This window comes from Granulicella sibirica, from assembly GCF_004115155.1.
Classification (GTDB): domain Bacteria; phylum Acidobacteriota; class Terriglobia; order Terriglobales; family Acidobacteriaceae; genus Edaphobacter; species Edaphobacter sibiricus.
On the sequence record NZ_RDSM01000003.1, the window covers coordinates 369,901 to 391,947 of the forward strand.

General features: G+C 60.4%; 10 protein-coding genes. 7 read left to right on the forward strand and 3 right to left on the reverse strand.

Translation table 11 applies throughout. The annotated features are described in order from the left end of the window. Positions 1-5 precede the first annotated feature (5 nt). Both GRAN_RS18210 and GRAN_RS18215 read left to right on the forward strand, forming a co-directional pair. Positions 6-923, forward strand: coding sequence for a family 2A encapsulin nanocompartment shell protein (locus GRAN_RS18210; protein ID WP_128914479.1), 918 nt, complete (start codon positions 6-8; stop codon positions 921-923). Then, the gene (locus GRAN_RS18215) at positions 910-2,796 is read left to right on the forward strand and encodes a family 2A encapsulin nanocompartment cargo protein cysteine desulfurase (RefSeq protein WP_128914480.1); all 1,887 of its coding nucleotides are present in this window, start codon (positions 910-912) and stop codon (positions 2,794-2,796) included. Before GRAN_RS18210 ends, GRAN_RS18215 begins: the two co-directional genes overlap by 14 nt. Before the next feature lie 388 nt (positions 2,797-3,184). On the opposite strand, the gene GRAN_RS18220 is transcribed toward GRAN_RS18215, so the two are convergent. Further along, the gene (locus GRAN_RS18220) at positions 3,185-5,629 is read right to left on the reverse strand and encodes a winged helix-turn-helix domain-containing protein (RefSeq protein WP_241654940.1); all 2,445 of its coding nucleotides are present in this window, start codon (positions 5,627-5,629) and stop codon (positions 3,185-3,187) included. 904 nt (positions 5,630-6,533) lie between these two features. Between GRAN_RS18220 and GRAN_RS18225 the strand changes: the two genes are divergently transcribed. From GRAN_RS18225 to GRAN_RS18245, 5 genes are all read left to right on the forward strand, one after another. Continuing rightward, a complete protein-coding gene (locus GRAN_RS18225) occupies positions 6,534-14,498 on the forward strand; it encodes a choice-of-anchor D domain-containing protein (protein ID WP_161571043.1) in 7,965 nt (2,654 codons plus the stop codon). Positions 14,499-14,523: 25 nt separating this feature from the next. Continuing rightward, positions 14,524-15,102 carry an outer membrane beta-barrel protein gene (locus tag GRAN_RS18230; RefSeq protein WP_128914483.1) on the forward strand — a complete coding sequence of 193 codons (579 nt, stop codon included), beginning with the start codon at positions 14,524-14,526 and terminating at the stop codon, positions 15,100-15,102. Positions 15,103-15,146: 44 nt separating this feature from the next. After that, complete coding sequence (locus GRAN_RS18235) at positions 15,147-15,728, forward strand: cupin domain-containing protein (protein ID WP_128914484.1); 582 nt, start codon at positions 15,147-15,149, stop codon at positions 15,726-15,728. 45 nt (positions 15,729-15,773) lie between these two features. Beyond that, positions 15,774-17,153 (forward strand): nuclear transport factor 2 family protein, encoded by a 1,380-nt coding sequence (locus tag GRAN_RS18240; RefSeq protein WP_128914485.1) that lies wholly within the window; start codon positions 15,774-15,776, stop codon positions 17,151-17,153. Between the two features lie 316 nt (positions 17,154-17,469). Next, entirely contained in the window at positions 17,470-19,347 is a 1,878-nt protein-coding gene (locus GRAN_RS18245) for a phospholipid carrier-dependent glycosyltransferase (protein WP_161571044.1), read from the forward strand. A 123-nt stretch (positions 19,348-19,470) separates the two neighbouring features. Here GRAN_RS18245 and GRAN_RS18250 read toward each other — a convergent pair whose 3' ends face one another. Further along, complete coding sequence (locus GRAN_RS18250) at positions 19,471-20,208, reverse strand: TetR/AcrR family transcriptional regulator (RefSeq protein WP_128914487.1); 738 nt, start codon at positions 20,206-20,208, stop codon at positions 19,471-19,473. Positions 20,209-20,216: 8 nt separating this feature from the next. After that, complete coding sequence (locus tag GRAN_RS18255; RefSeq protein WP_241654955.1) at positions 20,217-22,046, reverse strand: DHA2 family efflux MFS transporter permease subunit; 1,830 nt, start codon at positions 22,044-22,046, stop codon at positions 20,217-20,219. Position 22,047: the final 1 nt, after the last annotated feature.

Genomic DNA, 22,047 nt, shown 5'->3' on the forward strand with positions numbered 1-22,047 from the left:
CTCCCGTGGCCACGAACGAAAACCAGCGCACCGTCGGTGATGCAGCAGCACGTCAGTTAGCCAATACAACAAAGACCGCACCTCAGCTCGCGGCCATCACCCCGCGCTGGCTCGTGCAGCTTCTCTCGTGGGTTCCCGTCGAATCCGGCACGTATCGCGTCAACAAGGTCAGGAACGACGCCGAGATCGAAGTCTCCTGTGGCTCCCGCGACGAACGCCGTCTCCCCGAGACCTTCGTCGACTACGAAGAGAAGCCCCGCGAGTACACCCTAAGCAGCATCTCCACCATCGTCGACGTCCACACCCGCATCTCCGACCTCTATAGCCACCCGCACGACCAGATCCGCGAGCAGCTTCGCCTCACCGTCGAGAAGGTCAAAGAGCGCCAGGAGTACGAACTCATCAATAACGCCGACTACGGCCTTCTCTCGAACGTCGATCCCGCCTTCAAGGTCCAGACCCGCAAAGGCCATCCCACGCCGGACGATCTCGACGAGCTGATCGCAAAGGTCTGGAAAGAGCCCGCCTTCTTCCTCGCCCATCCCTCCGCCATCGCGGCCTTCGGACGCGAGTGCACCCGTCGCGGCGTTCCCCCGCCCACGACCACCCTCTTCGGCTCACCCTTCCTCACCTGGCGTGGCCTCCCGCTCGTCCCCTCGGACAAGCTCGGCGTCAGCGCCGAAGGCAAGACCAACATCCTCCTTCTCCGCACCGGCGAAAAGAAGCAGGGCGTCGTAGGTCTCTTCCAGCCTGGCCTCCCCGGCGAGCAGACCCCTGGCCTCTCGCTCCGCTTCATGGGCATCGATCGCAACTCCATCGCCTCCTACCTCGTCTCGCTCTACTGCTCGGCAGCGGTACTCACCGAGGACGCGCTCGGCGTGCTCGAGAACGTTGAGATCGGCAACTACTATGACTACAAGTGATCGCAGCAGCGCCGCCGGCTTTCCCTCGCTGACCGATGAGGGTCTGTCCCCTGGTCCTCGTGATGTTGCCCCTCGCGGCACAGCCCCCTCCGGCACACCCGACCTCGCAGCCCTTGCCCAGATGGCGAACGATTTCTTTCGTGCCGCCCCCGGGCAGTCCGGTCAGGTAGGACAATTCGGCGGCGCGCAGTCCGCGGTCACCCCACCCAGCATGGCTCCGCAGTTCGGAGCCACGCCCACCTCACCCTTCCCGGCGCCAGGAGCCGACAAACTCCCCAGCGAATCCAGCGCGCAGCGCCTCTGCGGAAGCGGCCCATCCTTCTATCAGCCTGAAGTAGCCTCCGCCCCGGCCACGCCAAACCCCGCGCCCTACGCACCCGCAGGCGTACCGCAGCAAAGGCCAACGCCGTCCACGCCGTCGGCACCATCCTTCCTGTCCTCGTTCTCTCTCTTCGAGCCCACCCTTCCTTCCCTTCCCGGCTTCGGCGCACTCCCCACGGAAGACGAAGTGAAGGCAGCCCTGAACTCGGTCTCTTCCCTCTACTTCCTCGAAGACGCAGGAGCACTCTCCAAGCCCACATCCACGGCGTCAGCGCAGAAACCAGCCGCCGCCACAACCCCAACCCTGCTGCCCGACCTCCATCTCCCGCGCAAGCAGTTCGACATCGACTCCATCCGCCGCGACTTCCCCATCCTGCAGGAGCGCGTCAACGGCAAGCCCCTCATCTGGCTTGACAACGCCGCCACCACGCAGAAGCCGCAGAGCGTTATCGATCGCATCTCGTACTTCTACCAGCACGAGAACTCCAACATCCATCGCGCCGCGCACGAGCTGGCCGCCCGCGCCACCGACGCCTACGAAGGCGCACGCAGCAAGGTAGCCCGCTTCCTCAATGCGCCCTCCACCAACGAGGTCGTCTTCGTCCGCGGAGCCACCGAGGCCATCAACCTCGTCGCCAAGAGCTGGGGCCGCCGCCACATCGGCAAGGACGACGAGATCGTCATCAGCTGGATCGAGCACCACGCCAACATCGTCCCCTGGCAGATGCTCGCCGCCGAAACCGGTGCCCGCCTCCGCGTCGCACCCGTCGACAACGATGGCCAGATCCTCCTCGACGAGTTCGAGAAGCTCCTCAACCCGAAGACCCGTCTCGTCTCCATCACCCAGGTCTCGAACGCCCTCGGCACCATCACGCCCACCCGCCAGATGGTCCAGATGGCCCACCGTTACGGCGCGCGCGTCCTCGTCGATGGAGCCCAGTCCGTCTCGCACATGGCCACCGACGTCCAGGCCCTCGACTGCGACTTCTTCGTCTTCTCCGGCCACAAGGTCTTCGGCCCCACAGGCATCGGCGTCCTCTACGGCAAGCCCGACGCACTCGCCGACTCGCCTCCATGGCAGGGCGGTGGCAACATGATCGTCGACGTCACCTTCGAGAAGACCATCTATCACGCACCACCCGCACGCTTCGAAGCAGGCACAGGCAACATCGCCGACGCAGTCGGCCTCGGCGCAGCCATCGACTACGTCGAGAGTCTAGGCATGGAGAACATCGCCCGCCACGAGCACGACCTGCTCATCTACGCGACGAACCTCCTCAAGACGATCCCCGGCCTCCGCCTCATCGGAACCGCGAAGGAGAAGGCCAGCGTCATGTCCTTCGTGCTCGAGGGCTATAAGACCGAAGAGGTAGGTGCCGCTCTCAACAAGGAAGGCATCGCCGTCCGCTCCGGCCATCACTGCGCCCAACCCGCGTTGCGCCGCTTCGGTGTCGAAACATCCGTCCGCCCATCCCTTGCCCTCTACAACAACTACGACGACGTCGACGCCCTCATCGCCGTACTACGCAAGCTGAAAAGCAACAACGCATAAAGCCTTCTCCATAGCAGGCACAGCGCAACGAAGGCCGTTTCTGAAAGGGAAACGGCCCTCACTCTTTTGCGGCCTGCATGACTGCCTGCGAAACAGACCACTTTGCAAGATACCGTCCGCTGTCCACAGTTACCGCACTTCGCCCCACATTCTGCACACCAAAAAGTTTGTGGTGAAACATTGGCAAATATACGACGAACTCCGATAACCCCTTTAGAAGACCACGATTACAGCCACACCCAAAAATCGGCAGAAATAGACCAATTTTCTGTGACTATTCACACGAGAGGTCCGACCTTTCGTGTGAGCGCTAAAGCCCGAATTGACCCCACCGCCAGGCTCAAGCCATATCCCCTCGCGTCGAACGCCATGTCTTCGGCGATCCCGGCTAAGGAGCAAGGGCAGCCTGTTCCGGAGGGCGAGTTCCTTGAAGAGCTTTGACTTCGTTTCTTGCCTCGACTAGGAATTTGGCATTGGCGTCCGCGTGCGACCAGAGGCTGAAGAAATGCTGATATGCCTCCATGGCTGGCCCCGCTTTGCCTTCAGCGGCCAGGGTTCGGCCGAGGCCGAGCCAGGAGAGCGGTATCTCTATTACCGCGGCGGCATGTAGCGGACCTTCAACAATCCGTCGGTACTCTCTTTCAGCCAGGTCGAGGTCTCCATCGGCGAGGTAGGCGTCAGCCCTGCTCATGGGGAGGAACAGCGAGCGCCCTTCTATAGGTCGGCTGCGTTCCAGTGCTGCGATGGCATCTTTTGGTCTATGGGTCGCCATCGCAAGGAACGTCTCCAGCAAAGGTCCGCGCTCGTCATTCCAGAGCGTTCCCTGGGGGAACTCGGCCTGCGCTGCGTGGAGGATGGACTTGGCCTGAGTAAAATCTCCCACGCGGGCCAATCCCTCGACACTGAGCCCGTCCTTCGGATCGATGGGCACGCTGCGGAAGAGACTCGCACCCTCCGCGAGATCGCCGGCCTCGATTAGATTGATGGCTTCCGAGCGAACGAAGTCATCCGCTGCGCCCATTCCCCCGCGGCGCATCAGATCCACGACCTGCGCGATGAGATGGTGCGCGTCGGAGATACGGCCCTCATCGAGCGCGATCTCCACCTCCTCGGCTCGCACAAAGACTGCGTCGGGATGTCCTGTCTCCCAGTCCCGCTGCTTCTGGAGGAGTCCCGCGTCATGCAGGTCGTGGGCCAGACGGAGGTAAGGCTGGCGAATGTAGTCGCCGTCGAGACCTTTGGCGACGGCTAGCTCACAGGTGGCGAGAGCTCCCTTGAGATCTCCCGTCTCCTTTTGATCGTGGGCGAGATTGACATAAAGGCCCAGGATCGTTGGCCTCAGATCCAGAGCGCGCTGAGACGCGATGGCCGCGTCGGCATTGTGGCCAAGGTCTCTCTCGACCACGGACAGGCCGTTCCAAGCCTGCGCGGAGCGAGGATAAACTTCGGTCCAGTTCCGGTAATTGCGCTCCGCTTCATATAGATCTTGGGTCGCGGCGGAGTGGTAGAGAGCAATGGTGGCCAATCGGCTTGGCTCGCTTGCGTAATCGCGCAAGCTGTATGCCTTCAGAATTGCCTCTCGTTCGGAAACCGAGTCCATCGTCGACCGGTAGTTGGCAGCGAGGTCGTAGTAACCCTCCGCGAAGTTCGGATCGGCAGCGACCGCCTTTTTTAAGAGTGCAATCGCATCCAGATACTTGCCCTGACCTGCCTGAACGGTGGCCTGACTGTAGTCCTTGAGCGCCTCGATCGACGCGGTGTCCCCCGCGAAGAGCGGTACGTCGAATCGAGCGATACTGCGCCGGGATTCGCCGAGCTTCCGCCTCAGGCTTTCGGCCAGATTATCGATCTCACGAGGCAAGTCCTCGGCGTTGGACGCTTCATACTTCGCATCGGCCAGAGTGGCTCCGTTAACGCAACTCGTCGCCTCCTCGGTCAGGAGGAAGTGTTGCCCGACACGCGCGACATTCCCTTGAAGGACCGCCTGGCTGTTGGTCCGCTCGCAGACATCCCGGGCAATGGCCGGCGTCATGGCAGCGTCGGGATTCTGCTTCATCTCGGTCAGGGTCGCGCGAACCCTTGCCCCGGAGACCACGGAGACGAAGGGGCTCTGCGCAAGATCCATGCGCAGAGCAGTGGTCAGGGCTTGATCGAGAACCGGATCGCCAGTGTTTCCGCTCGTCGGGGTAAGTACGACATCCACGGGTGACCCGCCCGTCTTGTCGAGCCAACGCTGCCAGCCGAACCAGCCCGCGACGAGCAACACCAGCATCACCAGTGACCCGGAAAGCGCCCACGCGAGATGTCGGGATTTTCGAGGAGCACCTTCAAGAACGCGCTGGCCAACGCCTGGCTGTTTAGTCAGGACTGTAACTTCGCCAACCGTCGAACCTGCCGATGGACTTCCAGCGATAGGGGAGGCCGCGACAGAGTCCTCCTCCTCTTCCACTGTGATCCGCGTGATGGACTCGGTGGCGCTCAGGACCATGCGTTCGGCTGGCGCATCGCCTTCTATTAAGGGTGCGGTGAAGCGATAGCCTCGCCTCGGCACGGTCTGGACGATCGTCTGATCGGCTCCGTGCGCCGAAAATGCTTTGCGCAGAAGGAAGACGTGCTGCGTGAGATTGCTCTCCTCCACGAACTGGTCCGGCCAGAGTTTCTCTAGCAATTCCTCCTTCGTCACAAGCCGATCCCGATGATCGATGAGGTACAGAAGAAGGTCGAAGGTCTTCCTGTTGAGGGGAACAGGCTCGTTCTGCCATAGGACGACGCAACCAAGTCGATCGATAGAGAAGTCGTGAAACCGGGCCGAGTCCATTCGTTTCAATGACATAGGGAAATTGAGGGTAATTGATTCTTTATTGAGGGTGCAATTGAGGCCGAGACGGATGGCCCGTGACATAAATGCGGACATGCGAAACGACGTCCGATCGAATGAGGCTGTTGGGCAGAAGCATATCAAGACAGAGGGGAAAGCGACCCATCAAATCGCTCCCCACTGCCCGGTGCCAGTCAATACGGACTGCATTGTGGTGCCTGGCTCCTGCTTTTCTGAGCGTCTATCTAGGCGCACCGGACTCCCGGAGATACAAATCACGGCAAATGAACCCGCTTGGGCTGGACTATTTGTTCTGTCGTGTCGCGTCTGTACTAGGCCGGGACCGCCTTTGCCAGTTACGTTCTCGCATGGAAAGACATCATCACCTCGGACGAAAGGGCGGCCGAGCGCATGAGCAAAATCCGACGCGTGTCCGTAGAGGTGATACGCCGCGAACTAAGCCTTTCGATAAGTCGACCGGTCACGACAAATGACGAAACAAGCCCGGATGCCCCTGCCGCGGCCGGACAGGGCGACCCGATCAATTCTTTGCAAACGCCTGCCTGTCCAGAGTGCGACTCTCCGTCGTTCGCGCTGCCGGCAGGAGACGGCACGGGACCAGCCATCGTGCAGCGGGTCCTGCAAGCACACGGAATTCACCATCAACTGTCGTCTCGCGGTGAGCTCCTCGTCTGCGGCAGGTCCTTCGAGCTTCATTCAGGGGCTCCCCCCGTAACGAAAGCGGCCGAACCGACACGATCGCAAGAACAATCCAGCGAGCCTCCTCCCATACAGGATTCACGCCATGACTAACCCTGCCGCACGCGCGACACGTCGCGGAGCCGCGTCGGCTTCAGATCGCGCAGATGTCTGTTTCAACCCGGTTTCCTTCCATCCGGTTTCAAGGAGTTCCTCGATCATGCATCGTATCGGTATTCTTCACTCCCGTAATCGCACAGTAACCGTCCGGTTAGGAACAATTGGCTATGCACTATTGCTCATCACGCTTCTCGGAACGGCGTCGCGCGCCTTTGCAGCCGCGCCGCCCGTAACCCAGGCAGGGAACGGTGCGGCACGTGCAGCAGCCGCAAAGTCGCTGTTGCGGATGCCGCTCCGCTTTGAAGGCACGGCGGACGGGCAGGCTATGGCCACTCACCTGGGAGACCGTCAACTCCGCTTGGGCAAAGCGGGCGCTGTCGAATCCAGAAGCACTTCTGGGGATGTGCTCTCGATAACGCTCGAAGGCGCGAACCAGGACGCCGCCCCGGTGGGACAAGCCCAGTTACCGGGCAGAAGCAACTACTTCCTCGGCCGCGATCCCTCAAAATGGCGCAAAGGGGTCGAGCAGTTCTCGCAAGCTCGCGTCAAGGATGTCTACGACGGCATCGATCTGCTCTACTACGGCAACGGCAACGGCCGCGATCTCGAGCACGACTACGTTCTTGCGCCGGGCAGCGATCCGGCACTGATTCGCATGCGAATCCGTGGAGGCAACTCCCGGATCGATGACGGGAGCGGTGACTTGATTGTGCGCCAGGGAGATGGCGCCCAGGAACTGATGCGTTTGGTCCGGCCCGTGGCGTACCAGACACAGGCGGATGGCTCGCACAAACCGGTCGAAGCCCGTTACACGCAAAACGAGAACGGCTCTTTCGGCTTCACACTCGGCACCTACGATCAAGCTCTCCCGCTGACGATCGACCCGGTCGTCACCTACTCCACCTACTTTGGCGGAAGTAACAACGACGAGGTCAACGACATCAAGACCGACGCCGCCGGCAACCTCGTACTGCTGTTAGCGACCTCCTCGACCGACCTTCCCGTGGTTTCGCAGATCGCGAACGCATGCGTTGGCCCCTGTGGCCCGTTGAATCCAAGCCCGAACGGCGGGGCCCCGCGCACGTACGATTTCTATCTCGCCAAGCTGGACCCGACCGGGCAGACGCTGCTTTATTCGACCTACATCGGCGGCAGTGGCAGCGACTTTCCGGGGGCTCTGGTCATCGCGTCCGATGGCACCCTCTATATCGCCGGGACCTCGGATTCGACCGACTTTCCCGTGGTGAACGGGTACCCGAGTGCGATTCCGGACTACCGGTATTACAACAGCGCCACGTTGACCAAGCTGAGCGCGGACGGCAGCACGATTCTCTATTCGTCGTTGATTGGGGCTGGCCTTGTCGAGGCTTACAACTACTCCGCCTATAGCAGCGCTCCTGGATCCTTGGCTGTGGGGACCGATGGAACCGCTTACGTGATCGGCAATGCATGTTGCGGTCTAGCCTCATTTCTGGATGCAAAGAACACCACCTTCACCGCAGGCGGAGGTTCCTTCATCGCAAAGTTCGACACGACAAAGTCCGGAAACGATTCTCTGCTCTATGCCACGACGTTCGGGCAGCCGGGAGATATTGGAGGAGAGAACCTGCAGGCGATTGCGCTCGATTCGAAACAAAATCTCTGGGTTGCCGGTGAGGCCTACGGCAGCTATGCAAGCCAACCTATCCCGACCCCGGACGCTGTGCAGCCCGTCTGCGACGGTGGCGGGCAATGTGGCAACGCTTTTCTCCACGGACTCACACCGGCGGGGACGATCTTCTACACCACCTTCCTCGGTGGAACAATGAATAGCGGCGGTGGTCCGGGGTTCGAGACACCTATCGACCTCGTCATCGATTCCACGGACAACATCTATCTCTCAGGCACCACGGAGTCCGTCGACTATCCAATCAAGAATGCGGCGTTTACGACGATCGATACCGAAACCAGAAGTAACTTTCTGACCAAGCTCAGCCCTCTTGGCAAGAGCATTCTTTACTCGACTTACACGCCCTTTGTGCCTTTGCTGGCGACCCTGGCGAACGGCGAGATCGCGGCGGTCGGGAACGGTATCGTGCCGCAGGTCAATGCGATCCCACCCAATGCCCTCACGGGGGAATATAACGCCGATATCGCCTTCGAGGTGTTCGACACAACGAAGGCGGGCATGGACTCGCTGCTGATCTCCAGCTACCTGGGAAGCCTGGCACTGCCGAGACCCGAGGCGGCGAGCGTGGATGCGCAGGGGAACCTGCTGATTGCCGGTCTGATAGGAACCAACAACTTCCTCCTGGTCAATCCGTACCAGAGTTCCTGCGCCACCTGTGGCTATCCCGACTTCGCGCTGGACGGTTTTGTGACGCGGGTGCAGCTTGCGAGCGGCTCGCTTACGCTGACGCCTTCGACGCAAAGCTTCCCCGACACGCCATCCGGCTCCTCCAGCCCGACCCAGACCTCAACCCTCACCAACACCACCTCTGCCACGATCAGTCTCTCGGCGGGAAGTTTGACGGATGCCAATGACTTCAGCGAGAGCGACAACTGCAACAGCAGTATCGCAAGCGGCGCCTCCTGCACCTTCACGTTCACCTTCAAGCCACAGAGCGCGGGCGCGTTGAGCTCGACCTACTCCATCTCTGACGTGAGCAATCCGTCGTCGCCGCTGACTGTGGCGCTCTCGGGCACCGGGACCACGCCACCCGCACCAACAGCTGTGCTTAGCCCGGCAAGTGCGGACTTCAGCAACATCGCGGCTGGAAGCACAAGCGCGGCCAAGACCTTCACGCTCACCAACAGCGGCAACGCCGCGCTATCGATCACCTCAAAGGCACTCGCTGGAGCCGACGCGGGCAGCTTCGCCATCCCGGACAGCAACTGCGGCAGCTCGCTTGCGGCGGGAGGCTCGTGCGCGATCCTGGTGACGTATGCCCCGGCATCGGCAGGAACCGCAGCAGCCATGCTGACCGTCACCGATGCCGTGGGAACGCAGACGGCGGCGCTGACAGGCACAAGCTTCGCCGCCGCGCCAAAGGCAACGGTCACCCCTGCGAGCATTGATTTTCAGACCTTCACCCTGGGCATTGCGGGGAATCCCCAGACCATCACGCTGACCAACACCGGCAATACGGCGCTGCCCTTCAACTCCTTCGCGATCACGGGCACCAATGCAAGCAGCTTCCAGGTTCGTAACGGAGGCTGTCCTAAATCGCTGGCAGCCGGCGCGGCCTGCCCGATCGACGTGATCTTTACGCCGGCAACGGTGGGCACGTTTGTGGCGAGCCTGACGTTCACGGATTCGCTCGGGACCCAGAGCGCCACGCTGACTGGCAAGGCGGTGTATGCCTCGGCAACACTGGTTCCGGCTCCCGGCAGTCCAACTAACTTCGGAGACGTGACAGTGGGGGCCCAGGCTGTCTCCGCGATTCGCGTCAACAACACAAGCCAGGAGTCCATCTCCGTGACCGGCGTATCGATCACCGGTACGGGATTCACGGCGACCGGCGGTGGAAGCTGCAGTGGGCAGATCGCACCCAACAGCCTGTGCGAGGTCTCCGTCACCTTCAGCCCGACCGCCCTGGGAGCCGCCGCGGGAACGCTGAGCGTCACCACCGACTATGCGGGTACGCTGACACTCAACGTCACAGGCAATGGGATCGAGCCGACAGCAACGCTGGACCCGGTGAGCTATAACTTCGGCAAGCTGCCGCTCAACACGTCCTCCGGCCCGATCCCGTTTACCTTGACCAACACGAGTCCGGTACCCATCAAGCTGATCACGAGCTCGGTCACGGGGAGCGCCTTTCACCTGGCGGCGAAGGCCGGGACGCTTGCGCCGGGTGCGTCAGGGAAATACCTTGTCGCCTTCGAACCGACCGCTCTTGGGGTAACAAACGGGATCCTCAGCGTCGTCTCCGACGCGGGCACATTCACGAGTACCCTGACGGGGACAGGTCTCGCGCCGCAGGCGACCCTGACGCCAACCACCAAAGACTTCGGCAACGTGACCGTCGCCGGCGAAAGCCCAACCGATACTTTCAGCCTGACCAACGCCGGAACCGCGCCGCTTTCCATCAGCTCGATTGCCCTGACGGGTGCGAGCTCGACCGGCTTTGTGATCAGCGAGAACCAGTGCGGCACCTCGCTCGACCCCGGTACGTCCTGCACGATCGGTGTGACGTTCCTGCCGACGCAGGTGGGCCAGGTGGTCGCGACGCTCGCGGTGGTGGACTCGGTGGGCACGCAGAGCGCGGCGTTGACGGCAGTGGGCGTGCTCCCGGTGCTGACCCTTACGCCTCCACGCCTGAACTTCGGCGCGGTGACCGTTGGGACCACGGTTACGAACAGCATCACGTACGCCAACAACAGCCCCGTATCGATCCAGTTCAAAAGTCAGACCGGCACGGGGGACTTCTACAAAGCCTTCAACCAGTCTGGGGATGGTACATGCACGCCGCGGAGTGGAGGACTCAATATCACCTCCGGCGGGTCCTGCGTGTATCAGTTCTCGTTTACCCCGACGGCGGCGGCGAACTACTTCGGAGCGCTAATCCTTACGGACACTGCCGGGACCCAGACGATCTACTTCACGGGGCAGGGCGTTCCGCCGACCCTGAACATTACACCAACGACTGTTTCCTTCGGAGACGTCGCCGTTGGGAGCACGGCGAGCCAGACGGTCACCTTCACCAACGCAAGCGCGGGGCCGATCAGTTTTTCAGGCAACGCGACTCCGTCGGGAGACTTCGGGACTGTCTTCACCCCGGCTTTGACGGGCAATACATGCGCCGGGAATGCCATAGCCGCCGGGGCATCCTGCACGCTCGCCTTCTCCTTCGCGCCAACAGCTACGGCTCACTACTCCGGAGATTTGTCCTTTACCGACGACGCCGGAACCCAGACCCTCACCTTCACCGGCACAGGCGTCTACCAGGGGCCAAAGCTCGTCCTGAGCCCCACCACCTACACCTTCGGAGCAGTCCCCGCAGGCTCCACTCCAACTGAAACCGTCACTCTGACAAACGCTGGCAGCGAAGACGCAAACTTCGTCTACGGCAGCTCAGTCGCTTCGAACGGTCTACAAATCGCAGCGACCGGCAACACCTGTGGGACCACCCTCGCCCCCGGCGCAAGCTGTACCATCCCCGTCCAACTCACAGGAGCCGACACCGGCTCCGCTCAACTCACCATCGACATCGCCGGCAACTCCGGAACGAACTCCGTCGCGGCATCGCTCATCGGCTTCGGCGCGACCGGCGGACCTCCACCCACCTTCATCGACCTCGGCAACGGCTTTACCACTGGCGCCCTGGCCCTCAACGGCCCCGCAGCCGCCGCCAACGGCGTCCTGCAACTCACCGCCGATCAGGCATCCCAGACGAGCAGCGCCTTCTACTCCACGCCCGTCTCGGCAACCACCTTCTCCACCGACTTCGCCTTCCAGTTGCTTGATCCTCTCGCCGAAGGCCTCACCTTCACGATCCAGTCGAATGGTGCGAACGCCATCGGCACCGGCGGCGGTGGACTCGGCTACCAGGGCATCGCCAAGAGCATCGCCCTCAAGCTTGACCTGCACGACACCGCCGGAGAAGGCGACAACTCCACCGGCATCTACGTCAACGGAGCCGCTCCCACCGTCCCCGCCACCTCGCTCGCCGGCTCCGGCATCGACCTCCACAGCGGCCACGTCTTCACCCTGCACATCGACTACGACGGAGCCACCGAGTCCATCATCCTCACCGACACCGCCACCCAGGCCGTCTGGAAGACCCAGGCAGCCGAGGATATCCCCACCCTCCTCGGAAGCGACACCGCCTACTTCGGCTTCACCGCAAGCACCGAAGCCACCGCCCCGGACGCAGGCGGAGCCAAACCTCTGGCCGCAGCCGCGAACGCGACCGCCAACACCACCACAAGCATCCTCGACTGGACCTACACCACCGCACCCTCCCCAGCTACCCTCACCCCCGCATCGCTCGACTTCGGCACCCACGTGGTCGGCGGCCTGAGCCCCAACCAATCCGCCATCCTGACCAACACGGGCGTCGCTCCGATCCAGGTCGTCTCCGTCACGCCAAGCGACCCCCAGATCCAGATCCCGGGTGGCAGTGGCAATTGCATCGGCACCCTCACACCGGGACAGACCTGCGGGTTCTCGCCGTTCTACTCGCCCTTCGTGACCGGTCCGTTCTCAGGCTCGGTCACCGTCAAGTATTTCCTGGGCGACGGTACGAAGGCGAACGAAAACTTCATCGCTTCCGTGAAGGTAACGGGAACCGGCGTCCCACTCAGCCTCGTCCGCATCTCGCCGTTCCCAGCCGACTTTGGCACAGTCTCCGTCAACCAAACGGGCTCACCCCAACTCTTCACCGTAGTCAACGACGGTGGCGAAGCAACAACCCTCTCGGGGATCACTACAACGGGCGCTTTCAAAGTCGTGAGCGGAGCCACCTGCATCAGCGGCACCTCGTTGGGGTCGTTGAAGTCCTGTACGGTTCCTGTGGTGTTTGCTCCGGGGTCGCTAGGAGCGAACTCTGGAACATTATCCCTGTCCTACACCGATACGGACGACCCTGGGAAGACGCAGATGGCGTCCACACCTCTGACCGGCATCGGATCGCCCGAGCTAACCTTTTCACCCAGCCTTTTTGATTTCGGCACCGTTACTGTCGGATCGCGGGCCGCAGCCGCTGTCACCCTAACGAACCCTAGCACCCTGCCACTTATCTTCACAGGTGAATCCTTTCCTGACAGTCCTTTTTATTCATATGGAGGGAACTGCGACCTGGTATCTCTTGCTCCCGGCGCTTCCTGCACCCTATATCTCGGGGTCTATGCATCTGTGAAAGGAGACATTACCGCGAACCTCATTCTGAACTACATAGGGGGGTCAACGATAATCCCCCTCATCGTGCATGACGTCGCTCCCGTCGTGAGCGTCACCTCGCCTCATCTTGACTTCGGCAATGTTACCGCTGGCTCCAGAGCCGGCATGACGGTCACTCTTACCGCAACGGTAGGCCCCATCGAGTTCATGAACGTCGCTGGAAATCCTATGAAGGGAGACAACAACTTTTACATAACTTCGGATACCTGCGACCCCGTGTCTCTGCCTTCCGGGGCTTCGTGCACCATCGATTTCGGGGTTTATGTTGGCGAAGCAGAAGACGTCTCTGGAAGCTACACCCTGAGCTACCAAGGAGGGGCAACCACGATTACCTTCATCGCGCATGGTGTTACGCCAATCATAACCGTCACCCCGAATAAACTTGATTTTGGTGATGTTATGGTCGGATCCCGCGCCGGAGTAACGGCCGGTCTTACCGCGACTCTCGGCCCAATTCAGTTTATTAATTATCATGCGAATCCTCTTTCAGGAGATCCCAGTTTTTACATAAATTCCGACACCTGCGACCCCGTGTCTCTTCCTTCCGGGACTTCATGCACCATCGATTTCGGGGTTTACGTTGACGCAGTAAGAGACATTTCTGGTAGCTTCACCCTGAATTATCAAGGAGGCTCAACAACAATCCCCTTAATTGTGCATGGAGTGCCTGCAACTGCACCCGACTTCACCGTCACCACGACCAACGCCAGCCTTAACGTCATTCGAGGCTCCTCAGCGAAGCTTGTCATCGATCTGGGTCCATCGAACGCCAATCCATTTACCGCTCCTGTCAGCTTCACCGCCTCCGGCCTTCCTGCCGGGGCCACGGCCACCTTCGCTCCCTCCACCCTGACCCCAGGCACGGGCACAAGCACCACCATGACGGTCTCCGTCCCCGCCCTCGCCGCCCGCAACAAACCCTTCGCACCCTTCCCGCCCGGAGGCCGCAACGCCGCCTTCGGCATCTCCGCCGCGGCCCTCATCGCCGGACTCTTCGGCTTCCGCCGCAGGCTCAACCCACGCCTCCTGCTCTGCCTCTGCGCCCTTAGCCTCATCGGAGCGATCACCGGATGCGGGAGCGGCGCGGGCTTCACCATCCCCACCACCAACTCGAACTTCACCGTGACCGCCACCAGCGGCTCCATCACCCACACCATCTCCGTCACCCTGACGGTCCAGTAGCCGCCAGCCCAAGGAGACACACCCAATGTTCCGAATCCAGTCCCGCACGCATTTCCTTCTCCCAATCCTCGCCGCCGCCCTGACGACAGGGGCGGCAGCCCAAAGCAGCCACCCCATCGACCTTGGAGCCAACTACACCTACATCCGCAGCAACACCGGCCCCGACTGCGGCTGTTTCGCCCTCAACGGCGGCGGAGCGCTCGTGCAATATGGCCTCTCGCGCCACCTGGCGGCCGTAGCCGACCTCAACGTAACCCACGCCTCTAACATCACGACGGAGGGCTACACCCTCACCCAGACCGCCTATACCTTCGGCGCACGCTACACGCCCGTCGCCCCCGAGTACCAGATCCAACCCTTCGGAGAGTTCCTCGTCGGCGCAGCCCACGCCTCAGGTACCCTCGCCCCATCGAGCACAGGCCTCGGCGGCTCCAACACCTTCGCCCTCCAGACGGGCGGAGGCGTCCGAGTCCTCCTCGGAAACCGCTTAATGGTCGAACCAATTCGAGCCGACTACCTCATGACAAAGTTCGCCAACAACACCAACGACCGCCAGAACGACTTCCGCCTGTCCATCGGCGTGCTCTTCCGCATCAAGCGATAACCATTGAAACGGAGCCCTCAAGCAAAGCACAATCAGGAGCCACCATGTCACTTCCACGCCGCCACTTCCTGCGCAACGGACTCTTCTCTCTTCCGGCCCTCGGCCTCGCGTCTCAAGCCTCACCAGCCGAAACGACCCAGCCCGGAGCCTTCATCGTTCCCGCCGGCAAAGCCCGCATTGACGGCCCATGGACCGTCCACGGAGAACCTGCCTTCTACGACAAGATCGCCTCCGCCGACACCGGTGGCCGCCTCTCAGTCCTCGAGGTAACCACCCCACCCAATCAAGGCCCTCCCATGCACATCCACCTCGAACAGAACGAGTGGATGTATCTTCTCGAAGGCTCCTTCGGCATCCAGTGCGGGACAGACAAAAACGTCCTCCACAAAGGCGACAGCTTCATGGCTCCCAAAGGGATCCCCCACTCCTACGTCGTCCTCGGAACCACCCCGGCCCGACACCTCAACATCTACGACCCCGCCGGAGAGATCGAAGCCTTCTTCCGCGACTACGAGAAGAACCACCCAGCCGGAGCCCGCCCCGACCCCGCCAAAGCAGCGGCATCGGAAGAACACTACCGGATCCGTGTCGTAGGACCGCCAATCAAAGCGGCCCTGTTCGCCTGAATCTCAACTGCAACGACACCTTCTTTCAAAAAGGAAAGCCATCTCATGAAGACACAGATCAAACTGGCAGCCGCCGTAGCCTTCTCCCTGACCCTTCCGCAAGGCGCCCTTTTACATGCTCAGGAGTCAACACCCGAGACCGCAGCCATCCGCGCAAAGATTACCGCCGAGCGCGTCGCCATAGGCAAAGCGATCGCCACGCGCGACGCCGCCACCCTCAGCCGTTACTGGTCCCCTGACCTGATCGTCAACGGTCCCGGAAACACGATTGTCTCGCGCTCACAAATCCTCGGAGCCCTGAACCACGGCGGCCTCAGCTATACCAGCCTCAAGGGTGTCCCCGAGTATTTCACCGTCATCAACGGGACAGCCGTCTTGATGAGTCACGAAGACCTCGTTCTCGCCGGCGGTCCCATGGCAGGCAAACACCTTGTCCGCCGAACCACCGACATCTATCAGCCCTCTGGAGACGACTGGACCCTCGTCGCCCGCCAGGCCACCTACGTCGGCCTCGACGGCGCTACCATCGAAGGCTCCGGCGCCAGCACCTTCTCGCCCCCATCCTCCACGCCAGCGACCGAAGCGATCCGTACACAGATCCAGGCAAACGGTCGCGCCGTTGGTCGCGCCATCGGCACCATGGACTTCGCAGCCCTCGAAAAGGTTTGGTCACCGGCCATGGTCGTCAACAGCCCAGGCAACAACATCCTGACCCGCGACCAGGTCTTCGCCGCCATGCGCGAGGACAAGCTCAAGTACTCGAGCGCCAGGGCGGTCCCAGAGGCCTTCTTCGTCGTTCAGGACGTCGCCATCGAGATGGGTCATGACGACATTGTGATGTCCAACGGACCGATGGCTGGCAAGCCGCTCAACCGCCGCTTTACCAACGTCTGGCAGAAGGCCGGCGACCAGTGGCTTCAGATTGCCAGGCAAGCCACCTATGTGGGTGTCGATGGCGGTGCGGTCTACGGCCATCCTGATCCCACTCTCGGTTCCATGTCTTCCGCAACGCCAGCCGCCCAGCCAGGTGCCATCAGCGGCTCTCCAGAGGACATCAAAGCCATCGAAGCTCTCGTGCACTCGAATCCCTCCGATCATGTCACCGAAGATGTGAGCTTTACGAACATCTTTGGCACCGTTCGCTTTGGCCGCGAAGACTTTATCCAGCGGCATAAAGAGATAGGGCAAACCTTCTTTAAAGGAACGACAGCAAAGAGTTCTATCACCAAGCTGCGCTTCATCCGGCCAGACGTTGCGGTCGTGGATGTTGCTGGAGAGCTCAGCGGATTTCAAAAGGTTTATCCCGGGCTGCCGGTAGGCAAGGACGGAATCCTTCGGAACAAACTGCTGTTGGTCCTCGTGAAGGAGGGTGGCGTTTGGTGGATCAGCGAATTTCACAATGTAGCGCAGACGCCCGAGGTCTAGTCCGAAGAGCACACAGGGCTCGCAAGGCTGTGACTCGAGACTCCCGATAGCCCGTTCCCGCTGATCCTTCCTATCTGAACTTGCACTTACTCCATCCTCCGCAGCAGTTTCCAACGACTTTACCTTACGCTCACCTTATTTTCCGGGAGCATCTCCCATGTGCCACACTCCGAAGCTGCTATCAAAAAGCGCTACATCGCCCACAGTTCAGGGCTCGGCCCCGTCACCACGCCGGACTCTTGTCTTCTTCCTAATAGCCGCATGCCTCCTGTGCACACTCGCCGCCGAAGAATGGCTTTCGATTGGGCACCTCTCCATGAGCTACGACGAGGGCGCTCACCTCTACGCTGGCTATCAGCACTGGACCGCAAGGGACTTCGGCGTGAACCCCGAACATCCCCCACTCGTAAAGCTGGTCGCGGCAGCTCCCTTGCTTGGCATGACGATCAAGCCAGCGGCTCCGCCACGATTTCTCTTCCTGGTGGAGCAATACACCGGCGGCCAGCAGATGCTTGCTGAAAACGGTGATTATCGTTTGCTGACCCGGGCACGCATTGCTGCGAGCCTGTTTACCTTTGCACTCGCGCTCTTGATTTTCGCTGCAGGATGGGAGATGTTCGGCCCACTGGCAGGCCTGCTCGCCCTCACCCTGTTTACCTTCGAGCCCACCATCCTGGCACACGGTGCCCTGGTAACGACGGACATGGGCGTAGCCTGTTTTACCTTTGCTTCTGTCTACGCGTTTTACCGCTATCTCAAGCGTCCCGGATGGTTGAGGGTTGTGCTATGCGGACTAGCCGTTGGCCTCGCGCTCTCGGCAAAGCTAAATGGAGTCCTCGTCCTTCCCATCATTGCCCTGATTGCGCTTTGGGAGATAGCCACGACTCCCTCTCACCGTGCCCAAAGAGCAGCTTCGCTGTTCTCTGCGGTTCTCGCCGTTGGTCTCATCGGTTATGTCGTGCTCTGGAGCTTCTATACCTTCCGCTACGAGGCCCGGCCCAACGGACTGACCCTCGGCCCTCCACTCGCGGCCTTTGTGCACATGGGGCCTTCTCCGTGGCAAGCCAGCCTGGTGACACACCTTGCCGCATGGCACCTGTTACCGGAAGCCTATCTCTTCGGATGGACCAAGCTTGCTACCTCTTTTACCGAAGGTGCGGGATTTCTCTTCGGGCATATCTACCCGCGAGGAACATGGCTTTACTTCCCAGCCGCGCTGCTCATCAAAAGCACGCTGACCTTGATCCTACTTCTCGTGGCCGCGACCTTCGCACTGAAGCGGTTCCGTCGCGAAGCCGTGATTCTGGCGATTGCTCTGTTCACCATCCTTATTGCCTGCCTGCCTGCACACGTCAACATCGGCGTACGTCATGTGCTCGCGATCTATCCCTTCGCAATCCTCCTCGCCGCCGCAGCCGCTTTGCAGATAGCCCGCAGGTCTCGTTATGCCGCCGCCATAGTCTCTGCTCTCTTTGTCTTCCAGTGCGCCACATCGCTCCACGCCTATCCGGACTACCTGCCTTACGCAAACGAAGCGTTCGGTGGCTCGTCCCGAACGTATCGCATGCTCACCGACTCGAACGTCGATTGGGCGCAGCAACTCAAGGAAGTCAACGCGTGGACCACGTCGCATCACGTCACGGACTGCTGGTTTGCCTACAGCTATCTCAGTGGCGCTCCCCCCTACGACAAGACACCGTGCCGGCCGCTGCCGACTGGCCTTGCCATGCTGGCGGGACAACCGAGCCCCGTGGTCCCTTCACATCTACAGGGCACCCTTCTCGTCAGCGCCGAGGATGCCGCAGGGGTGCTCTGGGGGCCAGGAAGTCTCAACCCTTATAGGCAATTTCAGGATGGCCAGCCATCTGAGCTGATCGGCCATTCTGTCCTCGTCTACGAGGGGTCGTTCGATGTGCCACTGCTTGCGGCGGAGTCTCACCTGAGCCAGGTCCCGTTGCTCATGCGAATGGGAAACTCAGATGCTGCGCTCAAGGAAGCTGAAGCAGCGATCGCGATCGCTCCCCAAGCTCCGTTGATCGAGGCCGCTCTTGGAGGCACACTTCTACAGCTACACAGGGTTCCGGAGGCGAAGCAAGCTTTCGGCAGAGCGATGCAGGAGAGTGCAGCACTTTCCAAAGAAGACTCGGACGCAACAGCCGTCAAGATCGCTCAGATGGAACAACCCCCGCACTGAGCTCGCGCCATTGCGAAATGAAAATCTTCGTAACTTATATTTACAAAGGCTTTGGTTAGGCTGAACGCTTAACCTGGAGGCAGGTATCGAAAAACCGGGGCAGATAGACTTCGATATCTGTCTTCACGGATTGAGAGGGCGATGCGAATCCACTTTCCACTCTCCAGCGTGGGTTCGAATCAAGGTGTCAAACACTTCGCCTATGAGCTTTCGCGTCGTTCTTTCAGAAGGCTGCGATCCTACAACCCGTTGCCGCAAAGCGAGTCCATGCGCGAAGCTGCTCATGGCAAGCACGAAGTTACTAGGAGACATCTTGCATAACAGGCTGCCATTCTCAATGTGTTCTGTCAGCCGATTGACGGAGTCCTGAACCATCGCATGGTAGAACTGCCGGTATCGGCTTTGCATCTCCTTGTTTCGAACAGCTTCAGACTGAAATTCCGCCCAGAGGATCACCCACTCTGGGTTGACCAACATATCGATATAGGTAGTCCGGAGTTCTTGGAGCATCTTCTCTGAATCTCCGTTGTCGCGATAGATCGCCTTATAGAGCTCACAATACCGCTGATGCTCTTCCTGCATGACAGCGACAAAGAGATCTTCCTTGCCTGCGAAGTTCGAATAAAGCGCGCCGCGGGAATAGCCCGCCTCTTCGGCGATCTTCTCCGCTACCGCGCCACCGAGCCCATAGGCAAGAAAGTGCTGCCTCCCTACCTCGATGAGGCGGGCACGTGTCTGACGCTGACTCTCCTCACGGGAGAGTCTCCGTGGCGAAGAGATGGTCCGGCTCGGCGGCTCGTCTTGGCGGGCGGCGAAGTAGCTTGTGGCTTTATGCGAGGCTGCTCTCATAGTGCGTCCCATCAATTCTTTTAGTGGACTGCTTCGCCTGCCGGGGCACCCTGGCCGGGTCTGTTCTTACTGAGCAATAAGCCGAATAGAACGAGAAATACCGACATCCAACAAAGGACGCGGTAGATGTCTTGATACGCGAGCACCGTCGCCTGCTGGTTGAGCTGCTGATAGATGTTTGCCTGAGCCATATGTTGCGCATCATATGCGTTGCCCGTGTGACCCTGGAAGAAGCCACTCATCGCGGTCATCTGCGAGTTATAGGCCTGGCTTCCCGGCAACATGTAATTCTGCAGCCGGGCCTCATGAAACGAGGTACGTTGCACGACGCCCGCACCTGTCAGTGCGATCAAGATGCTGCCACCGACATTTCTGACAAAATTGATAATGCCCGAGACCTGATTCGACGCCTCCCGCGGCAGACCCACATATGCGGCGTTTGTGATCGAAATAAAAGCAAATGGGATTGGCAGCACCTGCAAGATCCGGAGCAGAGCATTCTCGTTAAATGAGATATAGGGTGAGATGTGGGTCGATGAGAAGTAAAAACTGTACGCGAAGAAGGCGAAGCCGATCATCACCAGATTGCGAGCCGGAAACTTCCCGACTGCGATTCCTGCCAGCGGCATCACAACAAGCAGCGCGAGGCCTCCGCCAGTCAGCGCTTCACCGGCCTTGGTAGCAGTATACCCAAGCAACTCCTGCATAAACTGCGGCTGGAGAACGGTCGCTGCGTTTAGAACGCCGCCCACCAGCAGCATCAGGAGGCAACAGATCGCGAAGTTCTTATATTGGAAGAGTCTTAGATTCATGATTGGGTTTTTCACCTTGAACTCCCACCAGATGAGACCGATCATGCCGATCGCGAAGAGGCCCGCGAAGACGCGAATGAACTCGGAGCCGAACCAATCCTTCTCCTGCCCTTTATCGAGAAAGATCTGCATGCCACCCATCGCGAGGGTGAGGAAGCTGAGTCCGACGTAATCGAGCCTGCGCAGATTATCTCGGCTCGGCTTGATCCACGGCGGATCCTCCACGAGGCGCGTGACGAGGATAAAGGCAAGAATGCCGACTGGCAGATTGATATAGAAGATCCAGCGCCAGGAGTAGTTGTCGGTAATCCATCCACCTAACGTAGGCCCGATTGATGGTGCAAGCACCGCTACGAGTCCATAAAGAGCGAATGCCTGTCCTCGTCTCTTCTCATCGAAGCTGTCAGCCATAATGGCCTGCGCCATGGGCTGCAATCCGCCGCCACCCGCACCCTGAACAACGCGTGCGATTAGAAGAATGGGAAGAGACGGCGCGATGCCGCACATGAAGCTTGCTACGGTGAACAGGGTGATACAGGCGAGAAAAAAGTTCTTGCGGCCAATGACGCTGGATGCCCACGCGCCTGCAGGCAACACAATCGCATTTGCCACCAGGTAGCTGGTGAGCACCCATGTGCCCTGGTCCTGGCTCGCGCCCAGGTTTCCGGCAATATGTGGAAGGGCGACGTTGGCAATGGAGGTGTCCAGGACCTCCATGAAGGCAGCCAGGGCCACGGTTGCCGCGATCAACCATGGGTTGACCCTAGGTTTCCACCTTTGCTCCATCCGTGTCTCCTGATCAACATCCGTTTCAGATACTGTATGTATCTGGATGCATTGCGAATAGCAATTGGATGCATTTGGCTCCCACGTGTGCCTGAATACGGCATCGGGATCGAGACTGGGAGCAGTAGTCGCCTGTTTCTCGTCGGAAGAGCCACGACGGCGACAACAACGCGAGCCGGATGGGGTGGCAAGGCTGACTGCATTGGCATCTGATGAACCCAGCCCCTCAACACTTTGCTGATTTTTCCGCAAA

What these genes read in the sequence shown, in the direction of transcription:
- GRAN_RS18240 (WP_128914485.1), top strand. Translation starts at nt 15,774, where the DNA reads ATGAAGACACAGATCAAACTGGCAGCCGCCGTAGCCTTCTCCCTGACC.
- GRAN_RS18215 (WP_128914480.1), top strand. Translation starts at nt 910, where the DNA reads ATGACTACAAGTGATCGCAGCAGCGCCGCCGGCTTTCCCTCGCTGACC.
- GRAN_RS18235 (WP_128914484.1), top strand. Translation starts at nt 15,147, where the DNA reads ATGTCACTTCCACGCCGCCACTTCCTGCGCAACGGACTCTTCTCTCTT.
- GRAN_RS18225 (WP_161571043.1), top strand. Translation starts at nt 6,534, where the DNA reads ATGCATCGTATCGGTATTCTTCACTCCCGTAATCGCACAGTAACCGTC.
- GRAN_RS18250 (WP_128914487.1), bottom strand. Translation starts at nt 20,208, where the DNA reads ATGGGACGCACTATGAGAGCAGCCTCGCATAAAGCCACAAGCTACTTC.
- GRAN_RS18230 (WP_128914483.1), top strand. Translation starts at nt 14,524, where the DNA reads ATGTTCCGAATCCAGTCCCGCACGCATTTCCTTCTCCCAATCCTCGCC.
- GRAN_RS18220 (WP_241654940.1), bottom strand. Translation starts at nt 5,629, where the DNA reads ATGTCATTGAAACGAATGGACTCGGCCCGGTTTCACGACTTCTCTATC.
- GRAN_RS18245 (WP_161571044.1), top strand. Translation starts at nt 17,470, where the DNA reads ATGAGCTACGACGAGGGCGCTCACCTCTACGCTGGCTATCAGCACTGG.